Genomic DNA, 13089 nt, shown 5'->3' with positions numbered 1-13089 from the left:
AAGCAGTGCTTCTCCGCGATTTATGTATAAAGGCGGTTCTGGATAGAAACGCCTCTAACATCTTTCGTAGTGCTCGGATCATGATTTGACCGAGCTGGTTCCCTTAGTGATCATGACTTCCAGGTTCTTCACATTACCATTGAAGACCAGATCGATATGGCACATATTGCTTTTCTCATCAATAATGAAGCTCATATCGTCTCCGTCCTGAATGATCGAGTTCACAGATCCTCTGCTGCTCAGCCACTTGCTCTTCTGACTGCTCGGATTGTTACTAAAGAAGCGGACGATATTTTCGTGCTTGAAGTCTCCTGTTTGGTAGCGCAAAATACGTTCAATGTACGTGCTGACCAGCGTTTTGTAGATGGAGTCAAAGCCGTCCTCGGACATCGCCATGCTTCTTGCCTTGTAGACAGTAATCCGGCGGATATCCTTATCCTGAATCTGAGCATTCTCAGACGAGAATACAAAGCCAAAGTTTTTACGGTTGATGGCATCCTTGATCGTGTTGGTGAACCCAGTGATTTCCTTGGCCATCGTCGTCACTGTGCGCAGACTGTTGTCCCCAGCTTCAATGTCGAAGCGTACACCAGGGAAGTTTTTATTGACCGTTTTGAACGTCTCACGCAGGTATTCAGGACATTGATAAGAAGCGACCAAGCCAGCAGCCACGTAGGCAGCGCCTACATATACGCCCTCGATCCACAGCTTGAGAATATCTTCTTTTTCCTTGGAAAGTTGCACACCGTCTTCGGTCTGTAGCATTTTGCTATCAATAATGACACCCGATTTATCCTTCGGAATAATGGTAAAGTTCGGTACACAAGGAATCGCAAATTCGCTATATTCTCTGCGCACAAGACTGGCGCATTTATCAACATATTTGTCGATACCTGCTGTCGCCATACTGTTGAAGGTCGTCTCTTCACCGGATTCAAAGTTAAAGAACATTTGAATTTTGTAATCCTTCACGACTTGCAGCAGCATCGAGAGCGATTCCATTGAATTTCCGCCCTGCTTTACGACCTTCTCGTTGCCCTTAAAGCGTTCACGAGACACCTTCACCTTACCGGCTGCTTCCAGCTCAATAGATGGAACGATCCCGAACCAGATGGTGTCGCTGAATTCATTTTTGGCATTTACGGTATTCAGGTACGTTTCCAGACGTGGAATATTGCTGCTTTTCACCAGCATGTCCAGCTTGTTATTCGCCACCAGCATTGTCGGCAGCATTCCTTTGCTCTTCGTCGCATATTGGTCGAAGAACATTTTGACACCGAGGATTTTTTCTACCAGCGGCTTAACCGCCTTTACGAAATCATCCTTGGCATTTTTATAGAACTCCAGATACGTGTTGTAGTTCTGAACTTCAACCGCTGTGTCAACCTTGGTCTGAACAGCTGGAAGTGGCACAAACGTGCGAACCACCAAGTCCTTCACATAGTCAGAAGGCGTATCTGTGATAGAGTTATAATCTTCTTCGAATACTTGGGAGAGATCGCCAGTGCTGTTCTCATCCAACAGCATCAGCTCAGTACTTTCGCTCTTCGGCGCTTCAATAATTTTCAGTTCGCCGCTTTCCCCAATGGAGAGCATACCCACCTGGATCAACTCACCAGCATTTTCCTCTTGGGCGCCACCGAGCAGAAGACGGGTTTTGATGTCCTCAATTGCCAGCGGCAGCATAGCCATAACGTTGTTATAATTCTGGCTCGCTTCCTCGAACATGGCATTCAGCTTGTCACCCATGTCGAGTTTCTTCGGATCGCCATCATCCAGCTTGTCGTATTCACCGTACATATAGTGAATTTCTTTGCGGACTTGACGAATATCGTCCATAACCTTTTTCGGTGAAATCATATCCAGCAGATTTTCAAATTTGAAATCTACATTGGTGATTCCTTGACTGCGCTTAGTATCAATGAGCGTAAATAACATTTTCAGAAAATCATTACTTTGATTAATACGAATTTCAGAAATGCTATCCTCATCAATTCCCTCAGGCTTTTTAAGGGTGTAGACGACCTTTTGATTGGCCGCGTTAAAAAATGAATATACGGTCGGTGAAAACTTATCCAAAAATTCGTCAAAGCTACGCACCAGAAGGTGCTGATTAATTTCCTTGATCTTCTCATCGCTCAAGCTGTCGATACCCTTCACATCACCTACAATGGTGATCAGATCCAGCTTTTCCGGGTTAATCTCTTCAAAAAGCATTGTCCGGTTGGTTTGATAAATGATTTCCATCGTTGTCGGCAAATGAATAAAGTATGAGTTATAGGTCCATTGCTCCATATACGGACACGGGATGTCCAATTGAAACGGACGAATATTCATTTTTAGTTCATTTGCCTCCTCCCCCCTACTTAACATTTAAATTCGTCAAAGGATTGAGCATATACCACATTTACGGTACAGGCATATAACCTCGAAAATCGGTCCGAAGCGCTATTCGGCTTTTAACGGCAAGGCATTCAAATGAGAGAAAATTCAAAATCAAAAGTCATATAACACAGAAATTTCAAATTTATGATTTCGTATTCCTAACTTCAATCCCAATTTTTGCCGTTGATACGAAAGCTATCATACAAAGCACCCTTCAGTTTTGTCAATTTCTGTAGTCTCAGATTGAAACAGGGCATTTTGACTCATTTTATGCGTAAGTATGTAATTTTTATGATATGTTAGACCTGTTTCTTCAGGGAAATATTCACAAATGGAATCCAATGACCGATAGAAGTTCATTGGATATTTCTGAGAAGCGTAAAAGTATCAAATTCATGGCTAATGTGAGGTTTTTCAGCTGTTTTGATCCTTTATCCCTTATATCCCAAGGATTAGGAGAGTTGGTACGCCCACATTGGTCTCGCCGATGGAGGAGCTTATGTTCAGAATAAGGAAACTAGGAATTATCACTTTCATGACTTTTGTACTATTTTTTCAAACGGGCTTAAACGGGGTCATTTGCACTGTAAATCAGGCTAATGCAGCATCTTTGGGGACTGCTTCGATCGAGGGTTACGATGCTGTTTTTGTACTGGATACCAGCTATTCCATGAGAGACACGGATCCCGAGGGTATTGCCGCCGAAGTCATCAGTATGTTTATGGACTTGAGTGATGCAGACCGTACACGTGTGGGTTTCGTCGCCTACAACCATCACGTTGTCGCCTCAAAACCACTGACTTCGATTGGCGTGGCAGCGCAAAAATCGCAAATCCAGCAGGAAATCAGAATGTTGAACCGTTCTGGTTATACAGATTTGGGACTTGGACTGCGTAAAGGCTCGGAACTGCTAGCCGCAGGAGCAACCCAAGGGCGTCAGCCTTTTATGATTTTATTGTCAGATGGAGAGACTGATTTTGGTGCCTCTTCTGGTTCTCGGTCCAAGGGTGACTCGAATAACGATGTATCCTCTGTCATCAAATCTGCACAGACCAAGGGATACCCGGTGTATACGATTGGTCTGAATCATGATGGCACGGTAAACCGGCAAGAACTCGAACGGATCGCTTCTCAAACGGGAGGAGCTTCTTTTATTACCAGTAGTGCTGAGGATCTGCCCGAAATTCTGAACCGCATTTTTGCCAGTCAAATTCGTTCCAAGCTCGTTCCAGTTGCTGCAATTACAACCACTGGCGAGATGCAAGAATTAGCTGTGACCCTACCGGACTCTAGTATGGAGGAAGCCAATCTGGTGCTTTTGTCGGAGCATCCCCTGCTGGAAACCCAGCTATACTCCAATTCAGAAAATGTCCGCAGGTACAAGTCGAGCCGATATGCAATTTTGAAAATTGAGCATCCACAAGCAGGTAAAGTGAAGTTGAAATTACGAGGCATACGCGGAGATTTGGTTAAAATCAATCTACTTGGCAGCTATCGACTGGAAGCTGAAGCTACTATAGGGGGAACGCAAACAACAGCAACTCATGGCGACAAGCCTATGCAATTGCTGAAGGGTCAAGCGACATCGTTTCAAGCTCAGCTCGTGTTACCGGATGGCCAAAAGCTTACAGATGAAGCCGTATATACATCTCTCCAAGCCCATATTATAGTTACCCCTGTAAAGGGCGGTACAGCTAAAAAGGTGCCCATGACCTATAAGTCAGGAGCCTTTCATACCGAATATGCGTTCCCCCAAACAGGTTATTATACATGGCAGCTATCTCTGGATAGTCCGCAGTGGTACCGTAAGGGAACTGTACATAAGGTTCACGCCACCAATGCAGCACCACAGGCCTTAAAAGACCTGACGATTCGCCTGGTAAAAGAAGACGGTGATTCCCGTCGAAGTTTATCAGACTTTATTGTTGATCCCAATCATGACAAGCTGAACTATAAGCTGGATTTAGGAGCTTCTGACGATACGATTAATGCCGAGATTAACGGTAATGATCTGCTGCTATCCGAGCTTCACACAGGTGACACGAAGCTAAAGATTACCGCTACCGATCCAGAAGGTGCATCCAGCAGCGCTACACTGACCGTTTCAGTCCAATCCCGGTATACAGCCATTAAATGGACAGTAGCCATCAGTATTGTGATAGCTGCTCTTCTGTATTGGTTCTTGCGACCGAAGCCTCAGTTTGCTGGAAGAATCGAAGGATATTTTCTCGCTACAGCGAGTGGGCAGGAGATTCCGGTAAAATCTTGGCCGCTTACCTCCTTTCCAGGTCATAAGGTCAGCTTGCAGGAGTTATTCCGTACGCTTGACGTTCACGAACCGTTACCAGAAGCGGAACGAATCCTATTTTCCGCAGGTAAAAAAGGGACTCTGATCGTGAAACATGATACACGATGCGCCCTGCAGCATGGAAAAGTCAGATTGACCCGCAACAAAAAAGCGGTCATGGCGTATGGTGACAAACTGTATATCACATTTGAGGATGGTGTCACTGAAATTGAGCTGCGCTATAAAGCGATTAAGCCGAATACTTCAGTCTACACCGACCATATTCAAGCTCCGACAGGATAACATCGTCGGAATAAAAAAAGAGAAGCGCCGTCTCTTACGGTTAACGAACCGTAAGAGTAGGGAGCTTCCCTTTTTTTATCCAATATTCCGCACGTAGGGCGGCTTTAAACCATCGAAGTGAGCGGCAACGCTTGGTAGCCTGTACTTCCAGACCGCGCCTAATAACATACGGCAGTAGTGAAATCCCTGCATTTTCGATCCGAATCCGTTCGGTTCGATCTGCAAATAATCTGCCTGGCACATCCGGTGGGGGTGATCCTTTTTGGCAATAATACAGCGTGGCGGCCAAGCTATAAATATCCGACACAGGCCCCTGTCGCGAACGGTTAGAGTAAAATTCCAGCGGAGAATAGCCTGCCGTGGTGAAGATCGGATGCTCCTTGCCTTCAAAATGCACAGCAGAGCCAAAATCAATCAGCTTGATGTTGCCATGTTCCCCAATCATAATATTGCCTGGCTTAATGTCCCGATGAATAATTCCTTTGTTGTGAATATACTCCAAGGCATCAATTAAAGGCAGCAACGTTTGGTACAGAAAAGCAGGATCAGACGTTGGCACAGCCTCTTCTTGCATCATTCGATCCAGCGTTTTGCCTGCACAGTATTCCATGACCAGATAAGCAGTTCCATTTTCCTCAAAATGATCTATATAACCGACAATTCCCGGATGACTTAACTCCTTTAACATTTGCCCTTCACGCAAAAAATAATGCATAAATTCCACGTATTTGTATTGCATCGTAGCGCTACAAGTGACCGTTTTTCGATCTGTCCCCCGTAAAGCCAGTGCATTCGGAAAAAATTCCTTCACAATGACCTTTTCTCGGTTATCCAACAGCCTTGCCGTATACACGATGGCCAGCTCACTGCGGGACAAGGCGCTTCGAATTTGATATGTATTTCGCAGCTTCGTATTGCGGGCAAGCAGATTCCCGCTTGTATCCACGATCATGACTCGTCCTCCTGTCAGGTTCTTAGCTTATGTCTTTTGTATATATCGGCTTATTACACATCTTTTTATTATAGCGTAAAATAGGTTATTGGAAAAACAAATAACCTGCCATAATCTCCCTTAGAGAATGATGACAGGTCTTTTGGCATTCATCTGGTCCTATTTTCTCAAATCGTTTAACCTAATTTTGTACCTGGCTTCATGCTGCGTACACCGTTGGCATTTTTCTTCCGTTCACTGCGCAGTTTGCCTTTACCTTGTTCTGGGGTGCGAATGGTGAGGGCAATCAGGAACGATACAACGCACAGCACAGCAATTGTGGTAAAGGTCGGGATAAATCCGCCGAGCAAGGCAGCGATAAATGACCCCGCCAGCGCACCAAGGCCAAAGCCCTGATACACAATACCATAGTTTTTGCTTTGGTTCTTCAAACCGAAGAAATCAGCTACGATGGCAGGAAAGACTGTAATATTGCCGCCGAAGCAAAAAGCAATCCCTGCTACACAGGCAAAGAACAAACCAAAATTCAGGGGTATCACACTCAGTACTGTAACTGCAATTGCTGTTGTTAAAAGTGCGCCTGCTACCACTTTCAGACGACCCACCTTATCGGATAGCGCACCTAATATAATCCGACCCGCCGTGTTAAAAATAGCGACCATAGCGACCGCATTAGCGGCTGTTGCTACATCCAAACCAGCCATCCGTACGCCGATATCTTTGACCACTCCGATCAAGTAGAGACCACTCATACAAGCGGTAAAGAACATGACGAACAGTAGGTATGCCTGCTTGGTGCGCAGCATTTCTTTAACGGTGTAGTCCCGCTGTACAGCCCCATTTTGTACCGAAGGCTTATTCATGACTACTGCTTCTTTCACCAGGAAAGAACCCCCGACGATCATGATCAGCACGATCATTCCCCAATACAGAAACGCTTGCGATACGCCAACAGACTGAATCAGCGAACCGTTGATATACTTGAATATCAGACTGCCTGTTCCGTAGGCCCCAACTGAAATACCGGAAATAAGTCCTTTTTTCTCAGGAAACCATTTAATCAGATTCGACAGTGATGTAATATATGCCGTTCCATCCGCAAAACCTACGACAATACCCGCCAAAATGTACAGTAAGGATAACGAAGTTACCTGTGAACTGAGCATGAGCCCTGCCCCTAACACGACACCTGCACACAAAATCAGACGACGTAGTCCCCATTTATCCTGTAGCTTGCCTGCAAATAACGTAGCAAACGCCAGTGCAAAACTGGTAATTGAAAATGTAATAGCGACCGAACTGAGGTTCCAGCCAAAGCGGTCCACCAATGGTTGATTAAATAAACTCCATGTGTAAATGGTACCTAAGCCCATCTGGACAATAATCGTTCCAAGTACGACCAGCAGGCGATTTCCGCTGTTTGATTTCATATTGATCTCCTCTTTTCATTCCGGCTCTACAGCATACATTTGTTATAATGATAACCGTGAATCCAGTACGCTTTGCGTCTGTGAAAGAGCAAGTCTGTAAGGATCCTGTCTACACGGTTATTATAACCCTGCATGTCAGCCAGAAATCGTTTGAGGAATGAAATGCACATATAGCGGAATGAAATGCCTTTAAAGTCGCATAATTTGCCGGAATTCCTTGGCCTTACTGCGACTCACCGGAATTTCTGCTTCTAGTCCACGCAAGCGCAGGAGATACGTATGATTGAACCAAGGTACAATCTCACGGATCTGCGACAGATTCACCGTGTACGATCGGTGACAACGGAAAAAGTCCTGCTGCGGCAGCCGGGCATGAAATTCCGAAATGCTCATCGGCATCGTATATTCTTCGTGCCTTGTAAAGACACGAGTTACCTTTTCCTGTGCACACGCATAGTAAATATCGTTCGCATCCGTTACGATAATTTTGTCATTTTTCAGCAGATTAATACGTCCCGGAGCAGCAACGGTACTGGTTTCAGCAGCTCGGGGTTGCCCAGCCTGAACAGGCTCCTGTATTTGAGCGTTTCGCTGCTCATAAGCATTTTCGAGCTTATGCAGCATGGATGCGATCCGTTTTTCATCATATGGCTTGAGAATGTAGTCGAACGCCTCCAGTTCAAAAGCCTGCGCCGCATGTTCTTTATAGGCGGTCGTAAAAATAATATAGGGCTTTTTAGCAAATTTGCTAATGTTCTGTGCCAACAACATCCCGTCCAATGAAGGAATGTTAATGTCCAGAAAGATCGCATCCGTTTCCTGATCTTGCAGAAACCGGAACACATCCAGCCCATCCTCAAAACTATCGGTCACCTCAATGCTGCTATGAGTCTGAATAAGATACTCCAGCTCTTCACGTGCTGGAAGTTCGTCTTCTACAATTATGGCCTTCATGACTTCTCCTTTGGTATGTCAAAATAAACTTCGGTGCCTGGATCATGTTTAAGAATAATTACTCCTTCACCATACATAAGCTTGAGTCTTCTGTGCACATTGTACAAGCCGATCTGTTTAGCTGGAACTTGATCATGATATAGGTTATCCACAACATCGTCCCGTATACCCACCCCGGTATCAGCCACAGAAATACGCACTTTTTCGCCACGATCCTTTACAGAAATGGTTACTGTACCTGGTCCCTTTTTCTTGAGGATTCCATGATTAATTGCATTCTCAACCAGGGGTTGGATAATTAGGCTCGGAATACGCACTGACACCTCATCCATTACATACTCCACCTGAAGCCGATTGCCGAAGCGCGCTTTTTCAATTTCTACGTAATCCGACACCTGCTGAAGCTCCTTGTGAATTTCGATCAAATCATCATTCAACTCCAAATTATAACGCAGATAGCCTGACAAATTGATGATCAGTTCTCGCGCCTTGTCCGGTTTGGTGCGCGTCGTTGAGGCAATGGCGTTCAATGCGTTGAATAGAAAATGAGGATTGATCTTCGTCTGGAGTGCCTTTAACTCGGCCTTATTCGCCGCTTCCTTAATTTGCTCCACACGCGACACTTCCATTAACGTGGAAATGATCTGAGACAAGCCAATCGCCATCGTCTGCAGCGGATACGTAATTTTATAAGCTTTTCGGTAGTAAATCTTCAGGGTTCCGGTTACTTCTCCCCGCTCCTCTAACGGGATAATGAGCAGAGACTGGATTTGGGGCGTTTTGTCGTCAGCGATATGGTTGCGGATCGTGATTTTACCGCTACGGATCGTCGATTTAGTCACATCGCTAATGATTTCATCCCCGATATGATAGCGTTCTTCGCCAAAACCGACGTAAGCCAGCACATCTCTGGTATCCGTAATCGCCACCGCATCTGCCTTGATGTCTTCTTTTATAATTGAGCAAATCGTATGCAAGGATTCCGCATTAATGGAACGAAAATAAGGCAACGTCTTGTTGGCAATATCCAATGCCAGCTTGGCCTGTCTGGCCGCGATATTCTCCTTTTCCCCTTCCACACTCTGGATTAATAGTACGATTAAACCGATACTGACTTCTCCGATAATCATGGGTAGACCGATCTTGGAAACGATGTCGACACCAAGACCATGAGGTTGGGCCATCACCAGAATGAGCAGCATCGTCAACGCTTCACAGACCATACCTGCGGCGATACCGACCAGCCATCTCTTGGAACGATTGACCCGGCGACCGATATATCCTGACACCCCACCTGCCAGAATACTTGTAATCAGACACGGAATCGAGGTGATTCCCCCGATATCAATCAGATAACGATGAATCCCAGATACAATACCTGTAATGATCCCAACCCAGGGTCCAAATAAAATTCCGCCCGCCATAATTGCAATGATTCGAACGTTAACCAGCGAGCCTTCGACTTCAATCCCGGTGTAGGTACCAAACAGTGCAAACATACAGAAAATCAATGTTAGTAACGTCAGCTCTGCCGGAGAATGACTGTTCTTCTGCAAGGTTTCCTTAAATAGGGGGATACGTGTAATAAAAAACAAACAAATCAGCAACAATGCCGCGCGCTCAAATAGCTGCATCAGCATTTCCAACAAGGCGTTCACACGCGTTCCTCCCAAATAAAAACGGATATGCCTACATAGGTTGTGTTATCGTGTACGTCGTTCGTACACACCATACCCGAGTATCATCAAGCCACATACGAATAAAATAATAACAAATATATTGTCAATAAAACTCGGCATATCAGGTTCTGAATTAGATATACCTGAACTATTCAATTTAACAGGGACGGAATTCGCAGCCCATTGAATGACGGATATAAAGCGCTCCATTGTATATATCACTCCACTACCCAATAGGCTTAACACGCCGATTAACAAATATTTAAGCTCCATAGGAATTTCTCCCCCAGTTCGATAAATTCTATCACTCTATCATTATTCACATATTTCAATCCTCACCCTGCCATTACGGGCACGAATAAGCGCCTTTCCGCCAATCGGATATGTAAACTGCGGCGTGGTGTGGCCAAAATCAGCATCTGCAATCACCGGTATAGAGGCCAATTCTCTTTTCGAGCGAATGATTTGCCGCAGCAATTCTTCTGTCATATGCGATGCCTTCTGAAATCGTCCTATGATGATTCCTTTAACCTGATCAAATCCAGGCTGGTGCAACAATGATTGCAAATCCCGGTCAAATGTAGCGGGAGAGCTTTCGTAATCATCCTCAACAAACACTATGGTTCCTTTTAGACTTGGCATGTATGGGGTTCCCTGTAACAAATTCAGGGTACACAAGTTTCCACCCACAATCGTACCCTCTGCTTCTCCTTCATGAATCGCATATGGACCCGCATTATGGTGAAAGCTTCTTTTATCCTGATCCAGATACCAAGTATCGTCACTCCACTCCGGTGAAGATTGGATTTGAATGCTGCCCTCTTCCAACATTAACCTTTGGAAATAAGTCATCGTATACTCATTTCCTCGCAACATGGCGAACGTCAAAAAATGAGGGCCTGCATATGTGATAAGCCCCGTTTTAGCATAAACCGCATGGCTTAACGCCGTTATATCCGAATAACCACATAATCGTTTAGGATGAGCGCTGATCAGATCATAATCCAGATGGGCAAGGAGCTGATTGGCATTATAGCCCCCAATTGAGGTCAGGATGCCCTTTACCTTCGGATCGACAAAAGCTTCGTGCAAGTCAGCTACTCTAGACTCTATCGAAGAAGATGCAAAATCATCGTTTTCCAGCACATGCTGTGAAAAGCTCACTTTAAACCCAAGCGCCTCCAGCCTATGCTGGGCAATCAGGCGATTTTCCTCAGAAACCATAGACAAGCTTCTGGATGGCGAAAGAATGCGTATCTCGTCTCCAGCTTTTAATTTAGGTGCTTGCTTTCCCATCATCATAGCCACTCCCCCTTGTTACAAAGCATTTAAACTGCCACAAATTATACCATCAACTTCCATCTAATTATAGCTTCTAAAACTTCCCACCTCATTTCCCTTCTTCTTAAACACAGTAAAAAACCGGGGATACCGCTTGTTAGCGATAAGCCCCGGATCTCTAGTCCGCTGATGAAGCTTTTCGGTTATTTACTTTTGCTGATTTTTGCTAGAACTGCCGCCCTCATTCTGATCATGCACCAGCTCTCTCAACTGAATAATCAATGCCTCCAGCTCACTAAATCCCGCCACCATATTGGAGGTTATATTTTGCTGCTCCTCTACTCCAGCCAAAATTTGCTCTGACGCTGCACTTGCTTGTTCAGTCACACTGGAAAATTCCATCATCTCTTGAACGACCTGAGACGAAAATTGCTGCATACTATTCGTACTGGACTCTACCTCCACGGCCTGCACCAATACTTTATTGGCATTTTGCAGGATATCCTCCAGTACAATTTCGGTCGAATGTGCCGACTCCATACTTTGCTGTAATCTTTCCTGTCCCATGTCAAATTGACTTACAACAGAATCCATCTGAGTTCTCAGCTGCTCCAAAATACCTTCCATCGCCACTGAGGTGTTTCCAACCATTTCAGCCAAATTACGCACTTCTCCAGCCACAATCGCAAATCCTTTCCCATGCTCTCCCGCTCTGGCAGCCTCAATGGATGCATTCAAGGACAGCAAATTGGTTTGCTTTGAGATTTGAGTAATATCTTTAAGCATGGAAGACATATTGTCACTCTGCACTTTAAACTCATCTAATTCTTCTTTGGTACGACTCATCACCCGACCCAAATCCTTAATTTGAGATGTTAGTGCAAGTAGTTGACTGCTCCCTCTACCCCCGGCATTTTTCGTATCCTCGGAGAGCTGCTTCAGCTCTCGGGAATGATCGGCAACCTCGCGCACGTGCCGATCAGACTGAGCCAAGTTATCGGTTACCTCAGTGATATTCGAAGCTTGCATTTCTACGCCTTTAGCAACCTCCTGAAACCCGATAGCGACTTCATTCGTCACGTTGCCTGTAGCATCCACTTGATTCCTGAATCGTTCTGTAAAGCTATGCAATCCAGCTACAGCTTGTCTAACTTGCTCAAACAGGAATTCAATCCGTTGCCTTGTGGCCTCCATATCTTTATTTTGCTCTTCCGTTTTCTGAAACTGCTTTTGATTTAACACCGATACCACTAACAGTAGCAAACCAATCAGTAAAACAATGATAAACTCATGCACATAACGCAAAGAACCGGTAGCCTGGGGAGTTGCGGGCGTACCGATCGTAATTTGTACAAAAATATTACACAGATTTAAGGTCATGGTTACCAGAAAATATCGGTAAGATGGGTAGAGCAACAACAATGAGCAGATAAAGATCGAAACTACTACATCCACGCTAGACAAGTTCACAAATATACATATTAATGCACTATAAAATGTAATAATCCAAGGAATAAGACGGATTCCTTTCTTTTTCATATTCAGAATTGTCAAAACTGCCGCGACTACAAATCCTACACCACTAGATACCCACATCGAGGGATTAGATACTGCCGGGATGATGCTGCTCAAAGTCATAATCCAAAAAATAATGATCACCAATTTGTTTCTTTGCCACAACAATTCATTCGTTCTGTCCATGATTGCGTACGCGCTCCTTAGATATATATTAGGTATTTATAAAATAAAAATGTAAATGCCATACTATATATATCGTCATATCAGAACGCGTATTGAATGATGGTCGTGCTTTAAAGA

The 13089-nt window shown here is 44.7% G+C and carries 9 protein-coding genes; 1 reads left to right on the top strand and 8 read right to left on the bottom strand.

Annotation, left to right across the window (positions count from 1 at the left end):
* Positions 1 to 78: 78 nt before the first annotated feature.
* Positions 79 to 2247, bottom strand: coding sequence for a hypothetical protein (locus tag C0638_RS14705; protein WP_025365581.1), 2169 nt, complete (start codon positions 2245 to 2247; stop codon positions 79 to 81).
* A gap of 625 nt (positions 2248 to 2872) precedes the next feature.
* Here C0638_RS14705 and C0638_RS14700 point away from each other — a divergent pair.
* Entirely contained in the window at positions 2873 to 4975 is a 2103-nt protein-coding gene (locus C0638_RS14700) for a vWA domain-containing protein (protein ID WP_058710415.1), read from the top strand.
* 40 nt (positions 4976 to 5015) lie between these two features.
* Here the strand turns inward: C0638_RS14700 and C0638_RS14695 are convergent, their stop codons facing one another.
* From C0638_RS14695 to C0638_RS14665, 7 genes are all read right to left on the bottom strand, one after another.
* On the bottom strand, positions 5016 to 5927 hold the full coding sequence (locus tag C0638_RS14695) for a serine/threonine protein kinase (RefSeq protein WP_058710416.1): 912 nt from the start codon (positions 5925 to 5927) through the stop codon (positions 5016 to 5018).
* Between the two features lie 176 nt (positions 5928 to 6103).
* On the bottom strand, positions 6104 to 7357 hold the full coding sequence (locus C0638_RS14690; protein WP_040103093.1) for an L-lactate MFS transporter: 1254 nt from the start codon (positions 7355 to 7357) through the stop codon (positions 6104 to 6106).
* A gap of 189 nt (positions 7358 to 7546) precedes the next feature.
* A complete protein-coding gene (locus C0638_RS14685) occupies positions 7547 to 8311 on the bottom strand; it encodes a LytR/AlgR family response regulator transcription factor (RefSeq protein ID WP_013372559.1) in 765 nt (254 codons plus the stop codon).
* Entirely contained in the window at positions 8308 to 9969 is a 1662-nt protein-coding gene (locus tag C0638_RS14680) for a sensor histidine kinase (RefSeq protein ID WP_199771157.1), read from the bottom strand. Before C0638_RS14680 ends, C0638_RS14685 begins: the two co-directional genes overlap by 4 nt.
* Before the next feature lie 45 nt (positions 9970 to 10014).
* Positions 10015 to 10263 (bottom strand): hypothetical protein, encoded by a 249-nt coding sequence (locus C0638_RS14675; RefSeq protein WP_013372561.1) that lies wholly within the window; start codon positions 10261 to 10263, stop codon positions 10015 to 10017.
* A 42-nt stretch (positions 10264 to 10305) separates the two neighbouring features.
* Entirely contained in the window at positions 10306 to 11292 is a 987-nt protein-coding gene (locus C0638_RS14670) for a S66 family peptidase (RefSeq protein WP_058710417.1), read from the bottom strand.
* A 186-nt stretch (positions 11293 to 11478) separates the two neighbouring features.
* Positions 11479 to 12972 carry a methyl-accepting chemotaxis protein gene (locus tag C0638_RS14665; protein WP_058710418.1) on the bottom strand — a complete coding sequence of 498 codons (1494 nt, stop codon included), beginning with the start codon at positions 12970 to 12972 and terminating at the stop codon, positions 11479 to 11481.
* Positions 12973 to 13089 lie beyond the last annotated feature (117 nt).

Source organism: Paenibacillus sp. lzh-N1 (genome assembly GCF_002872435.1).
GTDB lineage: Bacteria > Bacillota > Bacilli > Paenibacillales > Paenibacillaceae > Paenibacillus > Paenibacillus polymyxa_C.
This window is presented reverse-complemented; position numbering and strand designations above follow the sequence as displayed.